The sequence below is a fragment of the Lysinibacillus sp. NPDC093210 genome, assembly GCF_044753985.1.
Taxonomy (GTDB): domain Bacteria; phylum Bacillota; class Bacilli; order Bacillales_A; family Planococcaceae; genus Lysinibacillus.
Window position 1 is genome coordinate 885,452 of sequence record NZ_JBIVOE010000001.1, and the last position, 23,087, is coordinate 908,538.

At 35.6% G+C, this 23,087-nt stretch carries 22 protein-coding genes and 1 tRNA gene; 7 read left to right on the forward strand and 16 right to left on the reverse strand.

All coding sequences use genetic code 11. The features are described from left to right. Positions 1-313 precede the first annotated feature (313 nt). From ACIP9C_RS04460 to ACIP9C_RS04470, 3 genes are all read right to left on the reverse strand, one after another. A complete protein-coding gene (locus ACIP9C_RS04460) occupies positions 314-2,110 on the reverse strand; it encodes an ATP-dependent helicase (protein WP_401008963.1) in 1,797 nt (598 codons plus the stop codon). A gap of 35 nt (positions 2,111-2,145) precedes the next feature. Then, entirely contained in the window at positions 2,146-4,128 is a 1,983-nt protein-coding gene (locus tag ACIP9C_RS04465) for an ATP-dependent nuclease (protein WP_401008964.1), read from the reverse strand. 258 nt (positions 4,129-4,386) lie between these two features. Then, entirely contained in the window at positions 4,387-5,046 is a 660-nt protein-coding gene (locus ACIP9C_RS04470) for an EcsC family protein (protein WP_401008965.1), read from the reverse strand. Positions 5,047-5,848: 802 nt separating this feature from the next. Here ACIP9C_RS04470 and ACIP9C_RS04475 point away from each other — a divergent pair. The 3 genes from ACIP9C_RS04475 (at position 5,849) to ACIP9C_RS04485 (ending at position 8,570) form a co-directional block, all read left to right on the forward strand. Then, complete coding sequence (locus ACIP9C_RS04475) at positions 5,849-6,178, forward strand: DUF771 domain-containing protein (protein WP_401008966.1); 330 nt, start codon at positions 5,849-5,851, stop codon at positions 6,176-6,178. Positions 6,179-6,343: 165 nt separating this feature from the next. Further along, positions 6,344-7,459, forward strand: coding sequence for a site-specific integrase (locus ACIP9C_RS04480; RefSeq protein WP_401008967.1), 1,116 nt, complete (start codon positions 6,344-6,346; stop codon positions 7,457-7,459). 295 nt (positions 7,460-7,754) lie between these two features. Beyond that, the gene (locus ACIP9C_RS04485) at positions 7,755-8,570 is read left to right on the forward strand and encodes a lipid II flippase Amj family protein (protein ID WP_401008968.1); all 816 of its coding nucleotides are present in this window, start codon (positions 7,755-7,757) and stop codon (positions 8,568-8,570) included. 809 nt (positions 8,571-9,379) lie between these two features. Here ACIP9C_RS04485 and ACIP9C_RS04490 read toward each other — a convergent pair. Continuing rightward, positions 9,380-9,453 (reverse strand) — tRNA-Arg (locus tag ACIP9C_RS04490). 226 nt (positions 9,454-9,679) lie between these two features. On the opposite strand from ACIP9C_RS04490, the gene ACIP9C_RS04495 reads away from it, so the two are divergent. Both ACIP9C_RS04495 and ACIP9C_RS04500 read left to right on the forward strand, forming a co-directional pair. Beyond that, positions 9,680-10,426, forward strand: a complete 747-nt coding sequence (locus ACIP9C_RS04495) for an SDR family NAD(P)-dependent oxidoreductase (protein ID WP_401008969.1) — start codon at positions 9,680-9,682, stop codon at positions 10,424-10,426. An 82-nt stretch (positions 10,427-10,508) separates the two neighbouring features. Then, on the forward strand, positions 10,509-11,174 hold the full coding sequence (locus tag ACIP9C_RS04500) for a hypothetical protein (RefSeq protein ID WP_401008970.1): 666 nt from the start codon (positions 10,509-10,511) through the stop codon (positions 11,172-11,174). Between the two features lie 107 nt (positions 11,175-11,281). Here the strand turns inward: ACIP9C_RS04500 and ACIP9C_RS04505 are convergent, their stop codons facing one another. From ACIP9C_RS04505 to rph, 5 genes are all read right to left on the reverse strand, one after another. Next, positions 11,282-11,443 carry a DUF2639 domain-containing protein gene (locus tag ACIP9C_RS04505; protein ID WP_340823188.1) on the reverse strand — a complete coding sequence of 54 codons (162 nt, stop codon included), beginning with the start codon at positions 11,441-11,443 and terminating at the stop codon, positions 11,282-11,284. Positions 11,444-11,570: 127 nt separating this feature from the next. Further along, positions 11,571-13,040: a protein adenylyltransferase SelO gene (locus ACIP9C_RS04510; RefSeq protein WP_401008971.1), complete on the reverse strand. Its 1,470-nt coding sequence runs from the start codon at positions 13,038-13,040 to the stop codon at positions 11,571-11,573. A 167-nt stretch (positions 13,041-13,207) separates the two neighbouring features. Next, positions 13,208-13,711, reverse strand: coding sequence for a metallophosphoesterase (locus ACIP9C_RS04515; RefSeq protein WP_401008972.1), 504 nt, complete (start codon positions 13,709-13,711; stop codon positions 13,208-13,210). 12 nt (positions 13,712-13,723) lie between these two features. Then, on the reverse strand, positions 13,724-14,317 hold the full coding sequence (locus tag ACIP9C_RS04520; protein WP_401008973.1) for an XTP/dITP diphosphatase: 594 nt from the start codon (positions 14,315-14,317) through the stop codon (positions 13,724-13,726). Position 14,318: 1 nt separating this feature from the next. After that, on the reverse strand, positions 14,319-15,068 hold the full coding sequence (rph, locus tag ACIP9C_RS04525) for a ribonuclease PH (RefSeq protein WP_401008974.1): 750 nt from the start codon (positions 15,066-15,068) through the stop codon (positions 14,319-14,321). Between the two features lie 175 nt (positions 15,069-15,243). Between rph and trhA the strand changes: the two genes are divergently transcribed. Then, on the forward strand, positions 15,244-15,885 hold the full coding sequence (trhA, locus tag ACIP9C_RS04530; RefSeq protein WP_401008975.1) for a PAQR family membrane homeostasis protein TrhA: 642 nt from the start codon (positions 15,244-15,246) through the stop codon (positions 15,883-15,885). A 66-nt stretch (positions 15,886-15,951) separates the two neighbouring features. On the opposite strand, the gene racE is transcribed toward trhA, so the two are convergent. From racE to ACIP9C_RS04565, 7 genes are all read right to left on the reverse strand, one after another. After that, on the reverse strand, positions 15,952-16,749 hold the full coding sequence (racE, locus tag ACIP9C_RS04535; RefSeq protein ID WP_401008976.1) for a glutamate racemase: 798 nt from the start codon (positions 16,747-16,749) through the stop codon (positions 15,952-15,954). Between the two features lie 10 nt (positions 16,750-16,759). Continuing rightward, on the reverse strand, positions 16,760-17,212 hold the full coding sequence (locus ACIP9C_RS04540) for a MarR family winged helix-turn-helix transcriptional regulator (protein WP_172772341.1): 453 nt from the start codon (positions 17,210-17,212) through the stop codon (positions 16,760-16,762). Between the two features lie 74 nt (positions 17,213-17,286). After that, the gene (locus tag ACIP9C_RS04545) at positions 17,287-17,508 is read right to left on the reverse strand and encodes a helix-turn-helix domain-containing protein (RefSeq protein WP_172772342.1); all 222 of its coding nucleotides are present in this window, start codon (positions 17,506-17,508) and stop codon (positions 17,287-17,289) included. Positions 17,509-17,826: 318 nt separating this feature from the next. Continuing rightward, a complete protein-coding gene (locus ACIP9C_RS04550) occupies positions 17,827-18,285 on the reverse strand; it encodes an acyl-CoA thioesterase (protein ID WP_340823176.1) in 459 nt (152 codons plus the stop codon). A 235-nt stretch (positions 18,286-18,520) separates the two neighbouring features. Continuing rightward, positions 18,521-19,300, reverse strand: coding sequence for a succinate dehydrogenase iron-sulfur subunit (sdhB, locus tag ACIP9C_RS04555; RefSeq protein ID WP_340823175.1), 780 nt, complete (start codon positions 19,298-19,300; stop codon positions 18,521-18,523). Positions 19,301-19,305: 5 nt separating this feature from the next. Beyond that, positions 19,306-21,060 carry a succinate dehydrogenase flavoprotein subunit gene (gene sdhA, locus ACIP9C_RS04560; protein ID WP_401008977.1) on the reverse strand — a complete coding sequence of 585 codons (1,755 nt, stop codon included), beginning with the start codon at positions 21,058-21,060 and terminating at the stop codon, positions 19,306-19,308. 67 nt (positions 21,061-21,127) lie between these two features. Then, positions 21,128-21,736 (reverse strand): succinate dehydrogenase cytochrome b558 subunit, encoded by a 609-nt coding sequence (locus tag ACIP9C_RS04565; RefSeq protein WP_401008978.1) that lies wholly within the window; start codon positions 21,734-21,736, stop codon positions 21,128-21,130. A 272-nt stretch (positions 21,737-22,008) separates the two neighbouring features. Here ACIP9C_RS04565 and ACIP9C_RS04570 point away from each other — a divergent pair, with 272 nt between their 5' ends. Next, the gene (locus ACIP9C_RS04570; protein WP_401008979.1) at positions 22,009-22,443 is read left to right on the forward strand and encodes a YslB family protein; all 435 of its coding nucleotides are present in this window, start codon (positions 22,009-22,011) and stop codon (positions 22,441-22,443) included. The last annotated feature ends 644 nt before the right edge of the window (positions 22,444-23,087 follow it).

Sequence of the window (23,087 nt, forward strand, 5' to 3'; positions counted from 1 at the left end):
AACTCTTTGTTCATCGAATATTTTAAGAATTTTGTTTAAAAATTTGTATAAAGGAATTATTTCATTTTTTATAGGTTTAAGTCGACGGATTTCAATCTAGATAACAAATCTTCTTTTATTAAATTGAAAAAAAGGAGTATTTTATACCTTTTTATTTGTAGTTAGCGGGCAACACCTGTTCCACCATTACACTTGCCCTCCGTTTTACAGCCCACTATGGCTACTACAAAATTTCTAAAAATAATACTAAAGGTAAGGCATAAAAAAACTTTTATGGGTATAAAAAAACTGAAATACTCATCAAAAATGAATCTCAGACATTTAGATAATCAGCTGTAATAATATTTAAGTCTTTGACATTTTCTAATCTATCCCAGAATCTTGATTGTTTCTGATCTTTTAAAAACCGACCGTATTTTCCATTTAGTAAATACTTATCAGACATTAATAGATAACAAATTCTTTTTGCTCGACTTAGACATACAAAAAATAATCGTTCTTCTTCTCGCATTTTTTCGGGATTATCAAAATTTTTATAGAATGGAAACATACCTTCCTCCATACCAATAACGATAATTACTTCAAACTCTAATCCTTTTGAACTGTGGCGAGTTGTTAAATAAACCTCATTTTTTTGTTTGTTCAAATCCGCAAAATCTTCTATGCTATATGATTTAAACTCACCGTTTTGAACTTCCTTCATCATTTCAATATATGAATCCCACTCATTTGGAAATAATATATTGTTTTTAAATACACTCTCAAAATTCAGACTTACGTTTAAAAATTCTATCCAAATTTCTAATTCGTTGATATTCTTAGATTCCTTCAAAATCCTATATAATTTATTTCTGTATAAAAGGATTTCTAAGTCAGAACATTTCTTTGAATTTTTTTTGTTGAATCTAATCCATTTAGTGACTAATACCTCAAAATTAATATTATTTATATCTTTACACCAAGACGCACAATCCTCTAACCAGATTATCAAATCAGTTCTTTTAAGATTGCGAACTGCAACAAAGCAAGGAATTTGTTGCTGTATAAACATTTCATTCAATTCCTTAATTTGGAATTTACTTTTTGTCAAAACGGCAATTTGATTATATGGTATTCCTTTAGAAATACAATCTTGAATAACAGTATTTTTAATATATTCATATTGACTTTCTATACCTAGATTACATCTTATTAAATGTATTTCTGGAGGATATTCAAATTCTTTTGCTGCAATATAAGTTGCTGGTGGATATCCTAAAATGCTTACAGAAGCATCCAAAATTTGTTGATGACTTCTATAATTTTTTTTTAAATGTATTACTTCAAAAACAGGAAAATGTTCTAATTCTAAAAAATATTTAGGTGTTGCTCCGCTAAAACCGTAAATAGATTGATCAGGATCTCCAACTGCAATAATTTTTATTTTCGTACTTGTTACTAAAGTTAGAACCATTTCGTGTAGAGGTCTACCTAAATCTTGATACTCGTCAATTAAAATCCAAGGAAATTTAGCTTCTAAACATTTTCTAACATAGGGTTCATTTTGAATCATAGTAGTAGCAGTTTTTATTATTGTTATAAAATCTATTAGGTTATCTTGTTTTAATTGCTCTTCATATTTTAATGCCACTTTTAAAGCAATATTACAACTCTCTACCTCAATTTTACTGTTACCTGCTATCATTAAAGTTCGTTCTGCATCCATTTGTTCAATATTTAAATCGGTTTTTAGATACCCAAAACTCTCCATAATATCTTTAAATAGAAGATTCTTTTTTTTGTCCGATACTATTTTAAACTTGCTAGGAAAATCGTAATCATACAAATGTGCAAATGGAATAATTATTTGAGAAAGACAAAAAGAATGAATTGTATTGATAAAAGCATTAGGAACTTTTTTATTCAATAGTTGCTCCACGCGATGTAGTATCTCTTTGCTAGATTCTCTGCTATAAGCTATACACGCAACTTTTCTAGGATTTCTTACTTTTTCTTTTAATAATTTAACCAATTTCATAGTTAGAACCATTGTTTTCCCACTACCTGGTCCAGCTTTAATAACTAAAGAATTATTACTTACATATGCTGCATATTGATCAGTATCAGCCATTAATTCGCATAATTTTTTTTCGAAGTATTCCAGGATTATTCCTCCTTAGTTACTTGTAAAATTATATTATCAATTGCTTTAGTGATATATTCTGGCACTGTCAAATCATCAACATAAGAAGATAATCTTTGTGCAAAGCGACCTTTCCCTACTTTATTTTCACTATTTTCTATTTTACGTAGACAGGCATAATAATCACTTGTATTTAATTCATTTTCAAAATTTTTCTTCTGTCTATCTTGTCCTACTGTGAGTTCCGAGAAAGTTTTATTAATTACTTCTTTACCTTGTATATTATTAGAATATCCCATCAAATCAACTTCTAGAGTATAGAAGCTGAAATAAAATCCTTCCTCATTGAAATGGTTGGAATTATAACTTATAAAATCATTAGTAAAAATACCCAATTCATTTAATGTTTTATATGCAAGCTCCAATCCCAAATAACCCCATTTCGAATGAGATTTTTGATATTTAGTATGATATATCCTTTCATCTGATTCTTCATTAATGTAATAATAATCCCCATCAGTCAATATAACATAGGGAATTTTTAATCCTCTTAACAAACTAATATATGGTTTAAAATTAGTAGAATTAATATTACAGCAAATAATCCCAAAGTAATCTAAATTTTTCCCCAGTTTCTCAGCAAGTGCTGGTACTAGAAATTCTTCAGCTATGCCTTCTACTAACACTACTCCTTTTCCAAAGAAAATTTCTCCACGTTTTACGTCTATATACCTTTGTAAATCCATTAACTCTTTATCATTTAAATTCAATTCAACTGTTGAGTTTACTTCTGTAGATTTCCCCTGAATTCTTAAATGGACCATAGATTCTATTGGAGATACTGAAGTAATATCAGAAGAATGGGTGGTTAAAATTATTGAAGTAGGTTTCTTCATAACATCCTTAAAAATACATCTTTGTAATATCGGATGTAAATGTGCTTCTGGTTCCTCTATAGCCAAAATTGTATGTCCATCTATTGACGGAAAGTACTCACTAAAAAAAGTATAAAGCTCCTTAGAATCTTGAATATCTTGCTTAAGTTTAAAATAGTCTTGCTGAACTTCTAGGTAATTTTTTTCCAACAAATTTTGAGGTGCTTCTTTTAAAAGTTGGATATAATCCTCTTTTTTAAGTAGTTTCGGTATTGTACGATCTTCAATTGATAAAAGAATTAGCGCTATGTAGAGAATGTTTGTTACCCCTAAACTAGTTTCGCTAGTAGGACGTTGTTTATCGTCTCCTACCATTAATCGAAGTGTATTTAATATTTTATTGGGGTGGATATCAATTGTTTCTAAATTTGTAGCAGAGTAGGGATTATTACTGCCAACAATGTTTGAAAGACTTTGATTAACTCGTTCTTTTAAATCAATAATCTCTTCCAAATTTAAAATAGCATCACTTTCAGATTTCATTTTTGATGCAATTTGTTCTAATTCACTTTTTTCAATTTCATATTGTTTAATCAGTTTGTTTAATGGAGATTTTCTAATATTTTTCAAGTCACTATTTGCATCACGCAGTCCGTTAATAACTTTTATATTCAGCATCTTTCTGTGATTATGGTTAAATGAATTTTCTTCGTCCACCCCTTGGTAAATATGATATCCATATCTATCGCCATCAATTGGTTTAAAGACATATGTAAATCTTACGGTAGGTGGATTGTCACTAACTGTTGCTGAAGCAAAAGTAGAAAGTAAGGATGTATTTAATTCGTATCCTTGTATTTCAATTGAAATTTCAATTGGAATTTCATTTTCCATTGGATTTTCAATCGAATCATTAAAATCACTTTCTTCTAAGAAACGATCTTCTTCAGAAAGAGTTGGATCTAAAATTAATTGAATAGCTTTTAAAAAATTTGTTTTACCAATGTTATTTTCACCTATTATGACTTGTTTATGATTTAAATTTACTTCTACATCTAAGAAATTTCTAAAATTTTTAATTTTTACTTTTGAAATGTAAGGGGATTTAAGTAGATTTGATATTTTTCTCACTCCGAAATATATTGTTTATGAAAATTATAATTTTGTTTGATTATTTGATAAATATTGACCTAAATCGAATTAGTCAAAAAACAGAAGTTTTTTAAAAATTAGAACTATTAACTCGAGAAAAGGAGGATATTTTATTCTAAAGTTTTAAGACTTACATAGTTGAAAGGAAGAAGAAATCTCGATAGAAACTTGCAAATTAAAATACATTACAAATATATATTCAAATATATATTATGATGTATTTTAATTTGTATTCAATTATACCTCTAATATTACTTTACTTGAGTTATCATACCCACCCGGTTTAAAAGTTTTTTGGGCCGCAGAAGCAATTACTTTAGTTGATACAGCATCAACACTGCCTCCAATAACTCCCCCTAATAACGGGACCATTTTACCAAGATTAATAATCCCTTTTTCACCGAATTTTGTCACTAATCTAAAACCTACTCTTTGATTTATTTTTGTCAGAACAGCACCAGGGATTCGTTTTATTTGAGCTTGACCAACCTTTAAACCTATTTGTATACCCGCTTGTTTGGTTAATTCTGTTACACTTTGCCCTGTTAAACAAGCATAAACAAATGTTTGTACTTGATCATCCTTCAAATCATATCCTCTTATATGAGCTATTGAGGCAATCATTCTCATTTGTACATAAATTACAGATGCTATATTAGCTGGTATAGCAACTGGTAAAACGACTATGCCTCCTAGACCACTTAAAAATCCTGATGTGGCACATTTTGTAGTTTGCCATTTAACTAAACTCTCAATAGCTTTATTAGGACTACTATTTTTAGATAGATAACTTTCAGCTAATTCATAAGCCGTATCTGTTCCCGGAATACCCTCTATCGCCTTGGTATAACTCCAATCTAATAATTTGCTAACATTCGACTCCGTTAATGCACCCATATTATACCACCTTCAATAGTTATAAAACCAAATTGGGATTATTTTGATTTTAATTATATAATATTAACTACTAAATTCCAATATAAATTAAACCTAATGGAGTAAAACCCAGAAATCACGATTAGTAAAATTATCAGTTGCTGAGGAAACTCTCGAGTTAGTTCGAATCGAAAGAGTCACCTTTACCAGCCTATTAATCCTGAAGGGATAGTTTTTTTACTTATTATCAAAAGAAAAATGACATCCATCATAGTTTTAGATAAAGTATTTTTGAATGAAAGTAAAAAAGTGTATTTTACTTTATTTGATGTGTTTTTTATCGGACTGTAACAGATTACTTGCTAACCAAAATCTCTACACATTGCTAACATCATTATTTTTTTAGTTGATTTTTTACTCTTTAACAACTTGAAAATTCAATGTCTCTCAGAGATTATTTACTCAATATTAAATTTAAATAATTTGACGATCAAACAATTTCGACAAGGTGCGTTCATTGGTTGATATACAAGAACATCCATTAAAAAACAGTAAATTTGGATCTATCAATTGATTGCTTCTGTACTTGATAATTATTCTTTAGTTTTATCTCCTCCTCATCAAACCAAATAATTTTTATGCACAAAAAAACAACTATTATACATAAATTCTCTCACATAAACACCTTTTTGATAGATTAATATATATCCATAGTCTCTCCCATTGTTTTTTACATCCCTAATAGAATTTAATGTACTCATAATCATTCAGTGACTATTAAAGTAATTGAAAGGTTTAAATATTTTAGTAGAGGAAGATTCAAATGCAACAGAAATTAAACTTAAACGTTACCGTTCAAATTCCTGAGGGATATGTCATTGTCGACAAATTCGAGTTAGAGGAGTTACAGAAAAGCCGATTAGACGGTGTTTACTGGTCAATGCAAGATTTACAGGATCGCATAAATAGAAAGCAAGATTGGATTAAAGAGAATATACTCTATTTTCCTAAATTCAAACAAGAATTGGATGCATCCCTAGGGGGGTTCGTCTTCTATCCTTGTAAAAAAGGACAGCCCTGGAGCTTTCACGCGAAGAGAATGATGAAGTTTTTAGATGAAAACTTTAGTGACATTCATCATCCTAAACAATAATGAGAAATTTCGTGCTTCTATAAACTTACTTTCATTCCCACTTTTTAGAGATCATTTATTTTGAGATTGATTGGCTAGTTTTAGCCTATAAAAATAGTGGGAATGCTTTAGCTATAACTAAAAATTTAAATAGACACTCAATGTATCGAAACGGAGGAATATAATTTGGCAAGCATATCAAAGCGGGGGAACACTTGGCAATACACTGTGAGTTATATGGAAAACGGTAAATATAAGCCGATTCGAAAAGGAGGCTTTCGCACAAAAAAAGAGGCTTCTGTAGCAGCAGCTCAAATTGAAACAAATATAGCCCAAGGAACTTTTGGTATTAAAAAGGATATAGCCTTCGCTCAATATTTTTTAGAGTGGTATCAGACTTATAAGAGGGATGTTGGTAGTATTACTTTAAATTCGTATAAAGCTGCGTATAATAAAATTTTTAATCATTTTAATGAAAAGCCGCTTCAAAATATCACAAAGCGGGATTATCAAACCTTCCTAAATGGCCGAGGAGAAATAAATTCAAAGGATACTAATCGCAAGCTGAATGGTTACATTCGTACCTGTTTGAAGGAAGCAATTGATGAGGATTTAATAAAAAAAGATTTTACTCGAAATGTTACTATTACAGGTTCTGCTGGAAAAAAGAGCTCTGAAAAGTTTCTTGATTATACAAGTAGCCAATTGCTGATACAGCATTTACACAAAAATTTTAACGAAGGAATTGAAATTATTATGCTTATTTTATCTCTATCTTCAGGGCTACGGTATGCAGAATTGGTTGCTTTATGTATCAACGATTTAGACTTTGAAAACAACCTGATTAATATACACCGTCAGTGGAAGTATAAAGAAGGTGGTGGTTTTGGTCCCTTAAAAACTGAAAGTTCAGAGCGAACTATTCGTATTGATAATTTAACAATGAATGCATTAAAAAAGCATTTAATTACCATAAAAAACGAACCAGCGAATGTGCATAACTTAATTTTCTTTGATCCAACTTCAGATATATCCGTTGTCACAAATGACAGACTAAATGATACCCTTCGCTCAATTCTAGAATGCTTAAATATTAAACCACTCATTACTTCTCACGGGTTAAGGCATACACACTCGAGTATCCTACTATACAAAGGAATTTCGATTTTATATGTATCAGAACGCCTAGGGCACGCTAGCATCGATATTACAACGTCTACGTATGCACACGTCTTAAAAGAGTTGCGAGAGCGCGATTCAGAACAGGCGAGCGATATCTTTGAACAACTTCTAGTTGTATAGAAACATCGTTTTCTAATTTTATAAAGACGTAAAACCGCTATAAGCCTAATATAAGGATTATAGCGGTTTTATTCTTATATTTTCAAAGCAGTCTAAAAGAGGTTTCCGCATATTTTGTGAAAAAATACGCTTAAACTAACGTCGCAGGTTCACATAAGAATAATTGCAATAGTGGCTATTCCAAAAAGAAAACGTTTTTAATCGATTAGTTAAACAAAGAGCAGCTTTCGGAACTATTTTAAACTTCAAATGCCTAAATGTGAAATAATTGGAAATTCGAGGGTAGGTATAGAAAGTGGAATTAATAACAGACAAATTGATAATAATTGCTTTATTTGTTCTAATCATTCATTCAATCGAAACACTTGCTTATGCAGTACGTTTATCAGGAGCGCGTGTAAAGTTACTAGCTTCAGCATTATCACTTTTCAATGTTATGGTAATGGTTTCTAGGCTAGCTAATATGATGCAACAACCGTTTACAGGGAGTTTAGTGGATACAGCACCTGATGACAATGCGTTAGCCTTTGTAGAAAGTCAATATCGAGCTATTATTGGAGCAGCATCAATAGGTACACTAATAGGGATATTATTTCTTCCAACCTTCGTAGCAATCTTTTCAAGAGGGATCATTCATTTAGCTGAGGAAAGAGGGTCTATACCAGCTTTATTAAAAAAAGGGGTTACTATTGAATATTTAAGACGTGGGATTAAACATATTCGTAAGCCAAGTTTGACTTATTTAAAAGGAATTGGGTTGCGAGATATTCCTGTCAAATTATTTGTGATCAACATTCTAATTACTGCGATTTATACGATTGGAGTTTTATCATCTTTATATGCAGGCTTATTAGTACCCGAATTAAAAGCTACTGCTGTTATGGCTTCTGGATTAATCAATGGAGTGGCGACGATTCTTTTAATCATATTCATTGACCCTAAAATTTCAATTCTTGCTGATGATGTTATTAATAAGCGCGGAAGCTATCTAGATTTAAAAAGAGCTTCTGTAATGATGATGACGTCAAGATTTTTAGGAACCATTTTGGCTCAGATTTTATTTAAAACTGGGGCACATTATGTTGCTTGGTTTGCGAAGTTCATTACTTAATCACACCTCGAAGTTAACCAATTTTATGATAAAGGCTTGGATTGAGAAGTAATGTACCTAAAGTAATTAGGAGCTTTAGTTTAAGATTCGGTTTGCGAAATATAAAAACACAGAGATTTAAGCATTTGTAGATTAACTCTGTGTTTTTGTTGCTCTCAAGGTTTTGTTTAGCAACAACCTTTAAGAAAACTGCCTAATTAAAATGCCACACCGAACTTTTAACCTGTGTCTAGATGTTCTAGAAAATTGAAGGTTGATAAGTTAATTTACGACTCTTTGGTTATTGTCGATCCACTTTTCCATTTTCCGCTCCAATGCCCGATTTTGCCATTCAAACCAAATACCTGCACATTCACTACAATGACTGTCTACTCCACTACTTCAATGCATATCTCTACGTGTAAATAAAGTCTTCTCACGGAAGCTGTAGCAATAAATTTTTATATCTTCATAAAACACAATAACGATAAGCCCTTCATTTATTCATATCCAATTTATTTATATTCCATTCTAAATTACAAAGTATTTCAATAAGAATGATGAATGGCATTCAAGAATAGTGGTTTAACGAGGACTTCGTCTAATTGTATGCGAATAGTTAAACTTAACCTTTTTGCAGTTTAGTGCAATAACAGTCACGAAGCGACTTCGTAATATGTTTTCTTGTGTAGAAAATGTGTAGAAACTTTTCATTTTCTATCCTTTTCTAACGTATTCTCAAAAAAAGGAAAAGCGCCTCAAACCCTTGATATTAAAGGATTTGAAGCGCTTTTCAGTTGGTTCAAACTTATTCTATCTGAACCTTGAGACGTCCCAGGAGGGATTCGAACCCCCGACCGACGGCTTAGAAGGCCGTTGCTCTATCCTGCTGAGCTACTGAGACATGATGTGTATTCCTAATTTCATTTTCTCTTAGGAAAGACAATATTTATTATATGTCGTTTATAACATAATGTCAACATTAATTTTACTATGAAGGCAAGGTTTGCCTTGAAAATATTATATACCTATTTATTGTATGAATCTAGATGTTTCTTTATGCCATTTCAATATAGTACACTGCCCTATTTTTGCTAAAATAATAAAAAGCAAAAAATGGAGGAATGAATATGTTTGAAAACGCTGTTGTTGTAGTGACTGGTGGAGCACAAGGAATTGGTAAAGGTGTTGTGCTGGCATATGCAAAAAGTGGTGCTAAGGTTGTCATTGCAGATGTCAATGTAGAGTGCGGTAAACAACTTGAGCAAGAAATGCATGGGCAAGGTTATTCCGCATTATTCGTAGAGACAGATGTTACAAAGGAACAAGATATTATTTCCTTGATGCAGCAAACGGTTCAACATTTCGGGACGATTTCAATTTTAATTAATAATGCTGGAAAGTTTCAGCCTGTGTCACCTTATGATATTACGTTTGCACAATGGCATGATATTTTACAAACGAATTTAACGAGTGTTTTATTCTGTTCACGAGAGGCGGCTAAAATAATGCGGACGAATGAGAATGGTGGTTCGATTGTTTCTTTAGCCTCTACACGGGCTTTTATGTCTGAGCCAGATACGGAAGCATATGCCGCTTCAAAGGGCGGTATTGTGGCTTTAACACACGCTTTAGCACGCTCTTTAGGGCCAGATCAGATTATGGTCAATTGTATATCGCCTGGTTGGATTGAAACGGAGGATTATGAACAGTTACGTTCAATCGATCATGCGCAACATTTGTCAGGGCGTGTTGGGATGCCAGAAGATATCGCACAAGCATGTCTGTATTTAACAAATCCAGCGAATCGATTTGTTACAGGTATTAATCTTACTGTCGATGGAGGTATGACAAAGAAAATGATGTATGAAGAATAATGCACGCTCTATATTCATGAACACCCAAAGGTATTGTCGAGTATTCTACAATAGAATGTATTTTTAAGGGAGTGAACGTGCATTGTTTCCGTATTCAAATGAATATTACAGCAATTCATTAAGCGCCATCTATACTGTTCCATACAACCAGTATACAGCGCCTATTCGGCACTTTTTACAACCACAGCTCGATAATAGAAAGTGCATCAGTAAAGCTGAATCTGATTATTTAGCTATGAATCGACTGTTGTGGATGGAGCATGTCAATTGGACGAGGATGACCATTATTAGCATTGTCTTTGGTTTGCCAGATTTACCATTTGTGCAAACGCGCCTTTTACGCAATGCGACGGATTTAGGAAATTGTCTTCGTCCATTTTATGGAGATCAAATAGCTGATCGGTACGCCGAACTTATTAAAGAGCATCTACTTATTGCAGCGCAGCTCGTTACAGCAGCGAATAAAGGCGATGCGGCAACAGCAGCGGCAAAAGAAAAAGAATGGTATCGTAATGCCGATGATATCGCTATATTTTTAAGTACGATTAATCCTTATTTGAGTAAAGAAGCCGTACAGCAAATGTTTTATAGCCATTTAGCTTTAACGAAAAAAGAAGCTGTTACCATGATACAAAAAGACTATCAAGCAGATGTGCAAGTTTTCGATGAAATCGAAGCAGAGGTGCTCGAGATGTCGGATATGATTGCAATGGCAATTGTTATGCAGTTTTGCTACCGCTTTTATTAAACGCATAAATAAAAAACCAGATTCATCGACAATATCTTTTGTCCATCAATCTGGTTTTTCGTTATTCTCCTATAAACTAGTGTTTCTCTTTTATTTAAACCAACCTATCATTTCTCCGTATCGATTGGTTGCTTGTCAACATAGCGGTAATATAAATTCCGTAGTTCAGATTCTTTAAAAAGCCCTAGATGGCTCTTTAATTGAGGATGTACTAAAATCCCCTTTGCACGTAGCTCCTTTACAAACCAACCTTTAGAATATTGATGCACGTTGCACAGTCTCCTTTTCTGTTATTCATACATAACGTATGCTCAAAGGTTTTGTGCTGTTACTGCTTTCCTTTTACTTCAATAAAAAAAACGAAGGCTATGAAATTCCTTCGTTTTAAATCTATGATTATGTGCCACAGAACGTTTGATACGGACAATTTGTGGGTGCTGGTAGCGTTGTATACACTTCTTGATTAGCTAAATGGGCATATGGCTGTGAAAGTGCCTGTAATAGTTTGTCCATTACGCGATAATCGCCATGTGTAACAGCAGCTTCTAATGCCTCTTCTACTCTGTGGTTTCTAGGAATGATCGTTGGATTGTTACTTCGCATTAATTGTTGTGATGCCTCTTCGGTTTCCTCTTGTCTACCGCGTCTGGCTTGCCATTGTTCATTCCATTTTTTAAACTCTGTACTGTCAAATAGGGAAGTTCCTTCACATTGATTAAAAGTTAAAGCACGGAATGTATTCGTAAAATCAGCACCGTCTTTTTCCATTAATGCTAGCAGTTTTTCTATTAGTGCTGCATCTTGCTCTTCTTCGTTAAAGATTCCTAATTTCGCTCGCATGCCTTTGAGCCAATTTGTGTAATAGAGCTGAGGATATTGTTGTATAACCTCCTGTGCTAGTGTTACAGCCTCTTCTTCATTCTCATGAATAAGTGGGAGCAGGGTTTCAGCAAAACGAGAAATATTCCACCCTCCTATAGGCGGCTGGTTTCCATATGCATAGCGACCTTGTCTATCGATTGAGCTAAAAACTGTAGCAGGATCGTAAGTATCCATAAAAGCACAAGGACCATAATCAATTGTTTCACCGCTAATGGTCATATTATCAGTGTTCATAACACCGTGAATAAAGCCAACTAGCTGCCATTGTGCAATGAGTTTAGCCTGTCTCTCCATGACTTCCTGAAGCAGACTCAAATAGCGATTAGGTTGCGTCTGATCAATCATTGGGAAATGGCGTTCTATCGCATAATCAGCTAAAATTTGAAGCTCTTCATCCGTCCCCCATTGTGCCACATACTGAAATGTCCCCACACGCAAATGACTGCTTGCAACACGCGTCAAAATGGCACCAGGCAGTTCAGTTTCACGTATTATTGTTTCTCCTGTAGTCACCACCGCTAAACTACGAGAAGTCGGAATGCCCAGTGCATACATCGCTTCACTAATAATGTATTCGCGGAGCATAGGACCGAGTGCCGCGCGACCGTCACCACCTCGAGAATACGGTGTTCGCCCTGACCCTTTAAGCCCGATATCATAGCGCTCCCCCGTTGGTGTGATTTGTTCGCCGAGAAGCAGTGCTCTACCGTCTCCTAACATATTAAAATGCCCAAATTGATGTCCTGCATAAGCCTGTGCAAGCGGACATGCATCACTTGGCACCTCATTACCTGCAAGTATTTCGATACTGTCTTCGCGTTGGAGGGCTTGATAATCTAATCCAAGGGACTTAGCAACTGCCTCATTAACAATCACCAATTTTGGTGATTGTACACGATTCAATTGAAGACGGCTATAGAATGAACTTGGTAGACGAGTGTAGCTATTATCGAAATTCCAACCTATGTTGTTTGCCTTTGTCATTTAATCACCCTTGTTCTTTTCATTTAGTTTTTCTACTATAATGCAATTAATTCATGGATATAATTTCCAGCAACACTGTATACATAAATATAAAAACGCTTAAACTCTCTTTTAGCAGAATCTTAAGCGTTTTTATATAAGTGTCATTCCTTATGACTTCTTATGATTTATTTCCGAATAAACTTATGCGTTGAAATACAATCATTGTCATCTGTTAAGAAATTGACCTGAAAATAATCATCTTGAATATCTATAATTGCAAAGCTTTTTTCGTTGCGACCTCTTGGCTTTAATAAGCTTCCTGGATTTATAAATAGGACATCATCAATTATTTCAGCACCTAATACATGAGAATGGCCGAAGCAGGCAATTTGTGCATCGACCTCCTTAGCACGGTACGACAATGACAAAATGGATGTTTTCACATTAAATAAATGACCATGTGTTACAAACAGGGTAACATCTCCCACTTCCATAATGACTTCATCTGGAAATGCTTTATCGATATCACAATTCCCCCGTACTTTCTTCATATCATTGAGTGCATCATGGGAGAAGGGAAGCTCACTATCGCCACAATGAATCAACGTTTCTACATCAGGATAAAAGCTACGTACTTTATCAATAACAGCGCTATCTCCATGTGTATCACTCATAACTAATATTTGCATAGAAATCACCTCTTACTTAATAAGATTTGGCAATTGTTCCTTTAGCTTGCGAATGGCATTTCCACGGTGAGAAATAGCACCTTTTTCTTCTGGTGTTAACTCAGCCATCATACGATTTAAGCTTGGTACGAAGAAGACTGGGTCATAACCAAAGCCATTTGTACCACGTTTTTCATGTGCAATAACACCTTCACAAGTGCCGAATACAGTCGTTGTTTCAAAATCAGGACCTGCAATGGCAATGCAGCAGCAAAAACGAGCTGTACGCTTATCATCTTCAACATCTTGTAAATTGTGCAAAAGCTTTACCATATTTGCCTCGTCATCGTGATCACCTGCATAACGTGCCGAATATACACCTGGTTCACCATTTAGTGCATCTACAGCTAAGCCACTATCATCAGCAATGACAATAGTTGCAAGTTCTTTCGCCAAAGCTTCTGCCTTTAACACAGCATTTTCTTCAAATGTTGTGCCTGTTTCTTCTATTTCCATATTCGGTGCAACATCAAACATCGTCACCACTTCATAACCAAGTGGCGCAAATAATGCTTCAAAATCTTTTGCCTTGCCTTTGTTTTTTGTCGCAATTACAACTTGTTTCATATTAGTCGTTTCCTCCTACTTTAAGAGCGATTTCTCCAAGCGCTTGTTTTTGTAGCTCAATCAACTCACGGATTCCCTTTTCACCTAATGCAAGTAAATCATTTAAGTCCTCACGTGAAAAGGTTGCTTCTTCACCAGTGCCTTGTAATTCTACAAAACGACCTGCTCCAGTCATAACGATGTTCATATCTACAGCTGCATCTACATCTTCAACATAGTTTAAGTCTAAAACGGCACCTTGTTCTTCAACAATGCCAACACTTGTAGCAGCTAAAAAGTCTGTAACAGGGAATTTTTCTAATTGCTTATCTTCAGCCAGCTTAGCAATCGCCTGTGTCATCGCTACAAATGCACCTGTAATTGACGCAGTACGTGTCCCACCATCTGCTTGAATCACGTCACAGTCAATCCATACCGTACGTTCACCCAAAGCCTCTAAATCGACGATAGCACGCAATGCACGCCCAATAAGACGTTGGATCTCCATTGTACGTCCGTTTACTTTCCCGCGTGACGATTCACGTGGAGTACGTTGTGCTGTGGCACGTGGTAGCATAGAATACTCAGCTGTAATCCATCCTTTTCCTTGCCCGCGTAAAAAACCCGGTACTTTATCTTCAACTGTTGCCGTACAAATTACTTTCGTATTTCCAACTTGGATCAATACTGAGCCTTCTGGATGTAATAAATAATCGCTATCCATTTTTACAGGACGCAATGCATCTGCATTTCTACCATCAAATCTTGTCATAATTAATCGTGCCTCCTAAAATCTTTCGCGCCCTTATTTTATCATATTTTACATTGGTGCGACGATTTACTACGCCCAATATATGATATTTATCATATAAATTGCATTACATTTTCATCTACAATGAAAAACCCACTCATGTTATAGTAATATAATAAAGAAAGAGGTGATGGTCATGTCTCAACCAACAATTGGGCATAGTAGTTATACCATAAAGGAAGAATTTTGGAATGCGCTAACACATGGAATAGGTGCATTTTTGACAGTTCCTGCTACCCTTCTATTAGTGCATAAGGCTGTAACAACTGGTACAAGCACCGAGCTTATTAGTTACATTATTTTTGGTTTATCGATGTTTTGTTTATACATAGCATCCACCTTGTATCACTCACTGCCGACAAACAAGGTGCTTTTAAAAAAACTAGATCATAGCTCCATTTTCTTATTAATCGCTGGAACTTATACACCGATTGCTTTAATAGCAGTTGGTGGAAAGCTTGGATTGAGCATTTTTATTATTGAATGGGTGCTTGCTTTCATCGGCATCATTCTAAAACAATTTTTCGTATATCGTTTTAAAAAAGTATCATTAATTGTCTATATTGGGATGGGATGGCTCATTGTCTTCGCCTATAAGCCATTAGTTGCCTACATCTCATTCAATGGGTTTATGACACTTTTAATCGGTGGCATTTTTTATACTGCTGGCACTTATTTTTATAAGAACAAAAAGATTAAGTACAACCATGCAATTTGGCATGTCTTTGTAATGGCTGGAAGTGCTGCTATGTTCGTTGCGATCTATTTATTTATGTAAAACATTCAGTTCCATAAATTATTACAAAATAAAAAAATCAGCCTAGCACTTAAGCTAAGCTGATTTTTATTTTAATGTAATACGGTTTATGTCAAGCGTACCTTGCTCCAGCCAACTTTCTGCAATCGAACGGAAAATTGGAACAGAGCCCGTTGCAAAAAATTTATGTGCGGGCTTAGCATTTAAATCTGCTAAAGTGCCGTTATACGCAAGCATTTCCTCAACATCCTTTGCTGTTTCCTCCGCAGAAGATAGCACGAAAACATCTTCTCCGACGACAGCTTCAATTTGTTTCTGCAAAATAGGATAATGTGTACATCCTAAAATGACCGTATCAAATTGTTCGTTTTTTAACGGTTTTAAGCCATCAGCAATTAAATTATTTGCAAATTCACCTTTATATTCGCCACTTTCTACTAGTGGTACGAATGTTGGACAAGCCAATGGAATAATGTGGGTAGACGTATTAAGAGATAATAACGCTTCTTCATATGCCCCACTTTTAATTGTACCTTCTGTTGCAAGCACAACGACTTCATGTCGCTTCGTTTTCTTTACAGCTGCACGTGCGCCAGCATTAATAACGCCTAATACCGGAAAAGGCATATTACGTTGTAAACTTTCGAGTGCTACTGCAGTCGCTGTATTACAAGCAATAACTAGCATCTTGATATTCATTTTCTCTAGCGCTTTTGCCATTTGCCAAGTAAAATTTCGTACTTCCTGACGAGTTCGTGGACCATAGGGACATCTTGCTGTATCACCTATATAATAAATCGTTTCATTTGGTAAACGTTTTATTATTTCCTTTGCTACGGTTAAACCGCCTACTCCTGAATCAATAACGCCTATCGGGGCATTCATACTTTCCGCCTCAATCCTGTTTCATGTGTACATGTAGTTTTTGTAAATAGCTTGATAATTGCGCGACTTCTTGTTCGTTAAATCCAACAAGCATTTCCTGCAAATATTGCTGTCTTTTTTCTATAACCTCTTGAATAATACGTTCGCCTTTTTCGAGAAGATGAACGACAACGACACGACGGTCATTTTCATCACGCATTCGCTTGACTAATTCATTTTTCTCCATTCGGTCCACTAAATCTGTTGTCGTACTAAAAGCTAAGTATAAACGGTTTGATAAATCGCCAATTGTAATATCACCAAGCTCTTCTAACCACTGCAATGCAACAAATTGTGGCGGCGTAATCGCATATTGTGAAACAATTTCTCTTCCTTTTTGCTTCACAATGGCCGCTATATAGCGTAGTTCCTTTTCAACCGTTGCAACGGTTTCAGGTGAGTGCTTTGTTACTTCATCCGACATATAACTATTCCACTCCTAAAAATACGTTGAATAGTTCTATTTTGTCGTTTTTTTCACGAAATAGCAAGAGTCCATTAGTCTAATTTAAATTCTTCTAAGCGTAACAGCTCAATTAACGCTTGAGATCGATTTGTTACACCCAGCTTTTGAATTGTATTGGAAATATGATTTCGCACTGTTTTTTCACTAATACCAAGTTGCCCTGCAATATCCCTCGTTGTTTTTTCAGCTAATAAAAGCGCAAATATTTCACGTTCTCGGTTTGTTAAAAGAGAACGATGATGAGAGCCATTCATTTTCAGTCACACCCTCCTCCCCCGCACGTATTGTAACTTATGTTAAGGAGTGTTGAGCGGTGACGGCTATTTTCATTAATATACGTAGTTTCCATAAAAAAAACGGAAGTTCTTCTATAATAGCGCAATATGCAAATAAAAAAATGAATCTATTACCTTTGCATAAATACGTCCAGCTTTTTTGAGCCTGCTCGAAAAACTACACTTTAAATTGGTGACATCTACGCATTTAGCTTGATTTAGCTTTATCCCCCACTTAATTTAGTGCATAGTTGCCTTTTATCCCCCACTTATAGAAGTGACTTTTGCTGAAGCAAGTTAAATAATAGCTAGTGCCGCTAAATGTGCCTTTTCTTCTTCTGTTATTGGCACACTTTTACCTGTTCGAGGGTCCATTTGTACAACAGTACCACGTCCTGTAAAGCATACTTCATCCTTTTGATTTTTTGCTAAGTAATGAATATCCATTGATGAATTACCTACCTTGGCTACTTTCGTGTACACGCGAATTACATCATCAAAGAAAACTTGCTTTCTATAATCACATTGTAAATCCGCTACGATTGGTATTCCATTTACATTGTCATCAATTGCAGAAGGCATTAATATGCCCAGATGATTAAAATAATCGATTCTAGCCTGCTCAAAATATGTAAAGCTAACTGTATTATTCATATGGCCATACATATCCGTTTCTGAAAAACGCACACGTACCTCAATATAAAATGAAAAATCATTTGCCCATTTCTCAAAATCCCCAATATAACTTGCTTTCATATTCAACTTCCCCCTTCGTTCTGTATCCAGCTTATGTTTAATGAAACTGTTGTTTATCTAGCCGTATATTAATAGTTTAAAAATGAATACAAATTCATTATAAAGGAAATTGCTATATTATCATAGAAAAATCAGAAATTTTAGTGTTTTATTCCCGAATCACCTATTTTCTTGTAACTAACAGTCTATAAAAAAAATCCCTTACACAATTGTGTAAGGGATTTGCATTGTACAATTAGTCAACGTAGTGGTCAGAACCGAAGAAGTTACGGAACATTTGCACTGTTGTTGCACGGTTTAAAGATGCGATAGATGTTGTTAAAGGAATACCTTTAGGACAAGCAGCTACACAGTTTTGAGAGTTACCGCAGTTAGCAAGACCGCCATCACCCATAATTGCATTTAAACGTTCGTCCTTAATCATAGCACCTGTTGGGTGAGTGTTAAATAGACGTACTTGTGATAATGGTGCTGGACCAATGAATGAAGCTTTTTCAGACACGTTTGGACACGCTTCCATACATACACCACAAGTCATACATTTAGATAATTCATAAGCCCATTGACGTTTACCTTCTGGCAAACGAGGACCTTCACCTAAATCATAAGTACCATCAATTGGCACCCATGCTTTTACTTTTTTCAGTGCATTGAACATACGATCACGGTCTACTTGTAAGTCACGTACAACCGGGAAAGTTTTCATTGGCTCAAGGCGAACTGGTTCAGTCAATTGATCAATCAGTGTTGAACATGATTGACGTGGACGACCGTTAATTACCATTGAACATGCTCCACAAACTTCTTCAAGACAGTTCATGTCCCATGAAACTGGAGTTGTTTTTTCACCAGTTTCTGTCACTGGGTTTTTTTGAATCTCCATTAACACAGAAATAACGTTCATACCATGACGGTAAGGAACTTCGAATTTCTGCCAGTAGCCTTGGCCACCTTGTGTATCTTGACGTAAAATTTCAACTTTTACTTTTCTTCCAGTATTAGCTGCGATTTCCATAATTCTTAGTCTCCTTTCGCAGAGTAGTCACGTTTACGTGGTGGGATTAATGAAACGTCTACTTCTTGATATGTGATAACTGGCTCGCCCGTTGCTGGGTCGAATTTCGCCATAGTTGTTTTTAAGAAGTTTTCATCATCACGTTGCGGGAAGTCTGGTTTATAGTGCGCACCACGAGATTCATTACGAAGTAAAGCACCTTTTGTCATTACTTTCGCTAAGTAAAGCATGTTTTTCAACTGACGAGTAAAGTGAGCACCTTGGTTACTCCATTTTTGTGTATCGTTGATATTGATGTTTTCCCAACGTTTTTGGAATTCGCCAAGTTTTTTATAAGTTTCTTCAAGTTGGTCGTTAAAGCGTACAACTGTCATTGTAGCTGTCATTAACTCACCAAGCTCTTTATGAAGAAGGTAAGCGTTTTCTGTGCCGTCCATTTTCATGATAGCATCCCACTTAGCTTGCTCTTCATTAACACGTGCATCGAAAATATCTTGAGATAAATCTTCAGCATGCTTTTTAAGATGTTTAACGTAATCAACTGCATTTGGACCAGCAACCATACCACCATAAATAGCAGATAATAATGAGTTTGCACCTAGACGGTTTGCACCATGTTGAGAGTAATCACATTCACCTGCTGCAAATAGACCAGGAATTTCAGTCATTTGGTTGTAGTCTACCCATAATCCACCCATAGAATAGTGAACTGCTGGGAAAATTTTCATTGGTAATTTACGTGGGTCATCACCTACGAATTTTTCGTAGATTTCAATGATACCACCAAGTTTAACATCTAATTCATGTGGATCTTTATGAGAAAGATCTAGGTATACCATGTTTTCGCCGTTGATACCAAGCTTTTGGTTTACACAAACGTCAAAAATTTCACGTGTTGCAATATCACGTGGTACTAAGTTACCATATGCAGGGTATTTTTCTTCTAAGAAGTACCAAGGTTTACCGTCTTTATATGTCCAAATACGTCCACCTTCACCACGAGCAGATTCTGACATTAAACGGTTTTTGTCATCTCCAGGAATCGCTGTTGGGTGAATTTGAATGAACTCACCATTCGCGTATGAAGCACCTTGTTGGTATACGATAGAAGCAGCAGAACCTGTGTTAATGACAGAGTTTGTTGTTTTACCGAAGATAATACCAGGGCCACCAGTCGCCATAATAACAGCGTCTGCACGGAATGATTTAATTTCTTCTGTACGCATATTTTGTGCTACGATACCGCGGCAAACGCCGTCATCATCGATAATAACACCAAGGAATTCCCAGTGCTCATATTTGTTAACTAATCCAGCTACTTCGTGAGAACGAACTTGCTCGTCCAACGCGTATAGTAATTGCTGACCAGTTGTTGCACCTGAGAATGCTGTACGGTGCATTAACGTACCACCGAAACGACGGAAGTCTAATAAACCTTCTGGCGTACGGTTGAACATTACACCCATACGGTCCATTAAGTGAATAATACCAGGGGCTGCATCACACATACCTTTAACAGGTGGTTGGTTCGCTAAGAAGTCCCCACCATATACTGTATCATCAAAGTGAATCCAAGGAGAATCCCCTTCACCTTTTGTATTTACGGCACCATTAATTCCGCCTTGCGCACATACAGAGTGTGAGCGTTTTACAGGAACTAATGAGAACAAATCAATTTCAGTACCAACTTCAGCTGCTTTAATCGTTGCCATCAGACCAGCTAAACCGCCGCCGACAACAATTATTTTGCTTTTCGCCATGATTATTTCTCACTCCTCTTAAAAAATTGCAAAGATTGCATGCACTTCTATAGTAGCTTTTATTAAATTATACGAAAGCTAAAATAGCAGCCACACCAACTACACTTAGAATTACGAAAAGAACGTTTGTTACATAAGTAGCAATCTTTTGAGACTGAGGAGATTGTGTGATACCCCAGCTTACTAGGAATGCCCATAAGCCATTTGATAAGTGGAAAGTTGCTGATATAATACCAACAATATAGAATCCAAGCATAAATGGATTATTTACGATATTTGCCATCATGTCGTAATCAACGTGTGTACCAAGCGCTTTTTGAATACGAGTTTGGAAAATATGCCATGCAATGAAAATTACTAAAAATACACCCGTGAAGCGTTGTAATGAGAACATCCAGTTACGGTATGTGCTAAAACGCCCTGTATTTGGTGTAGCAGTGAATGCGATGTACACACCATAAAATGCGTGGAACATTAATGGAATGTAGATGACAATCCACTCTACTAGGATAAGAAATGGAATCTTTTCCATTACTGCGGTAGCATCATTGTAGCTTTCTGCTCCGCCTGTTGCTGTAAAGTTAATGAATAGGTGCATCGTTAAAAACAGACCTACTGGAATGATACCTAGTAGAGAATGTAAGCGACGCCATAAAAACTCTCGATCTTTCGACAAGACTGTTACCCCCCTTAGTACTTAAAATAGCACAACAAAAGAAGTCACCATTTTGTAAATGATACTCCATTGACTGTGTATTTCATCATGGTACAATATTATGACATGTTTATTGTACTCTCAAGTGCTACGAGCGTCAAGGTAACATAGAGTTTTTAATAGCCCTTATTATAGAAGCAATCTAGTACATAACGTGTCGTTTCTTCTCGAAAATTCTACCTTTACTTTATTGACGCTAAATTATAAGAAAATTCTAAGAAAGAAGGATTTCAATGTTAAATAATCCATCTAATACAATCTCACCATTTGGATATGAGTTAATCCGTGATCATATTCTATCTTCTATACTCGGTAAACATGAAGATGACGTACTTTATTGGGCTGGGAAGGAGCTTGCACGGAAGTTCCCTTGTAAAAGTCAAGAAGAACTTATCGCATTTTTCGCGGATGCGTGCTGGGGTACTCTTGAATTGACAAAGGAGTCTAAGGATGGACGCATTTTCCATTTAACAAATGAACCAACACTTTTGCAAATTCACAATCGAAGCTTCAGACTAGAAGCAGGATTTATTGCTGAACAAATCCAACAAGCAAAAGGATACTTAACGGAATGTTATGATGAGAAGCGCGAAAAGCAACAGCTAGTCATGTTTACAGTTAAATGGGATGTTAAAGAGCGTATTATGAATACAATACAAAATAAATAAACTAGTAAAGGATTGCGATTTTGTTAGAAATGCAATCCTTTTTGAGTGTCGACAAAAGGCAACATGAAGTTAACTTGATGCCTTTTGTCATTTTTTTATCCTTTTATAGTAATCAATTGGAATATTCCTACCACCTTGTTTAAGCGATTGGAGCGGAGGGAGGACGACTCCTGCGGGAACACACAGATCGTAAGACGTGACTAGCCGCGCGTTAGCGAGGGTTACGGCTTACGTCTGTGCCTGCGGAAAGCGTCCGCCCGTAGCGGAAATCAACCGCAGTAGCCCTCTTTATTTATTTTATATTATAGAAGACTGGCTTTTGGAATTGTGGTCATAAGATAGAATTTATTTACCAATGTGATTAGGTAATTGGAGCGGAGGGCGGTCGACTCCTGCGGGAACACACAGAACGTAAGACGTAACAAACCGCGCGTTAGCGAGGGTTACGGCTTACGTCTGTGCCTGCGGAAAGCGTCCGTTCGTAGCGGAAATCAACCGCAGTAGCCCTCTTTATTTATTTTATATTATAGAAGTCTGGCTTTTGGATTCGTGGTCATAAGATAGAATTTATTTACCAATGTGATTAGGTAATTGGAGCGGAGGGCGGTCGACTCCTGCGGGAACACACAGAACGTAAGACGTAA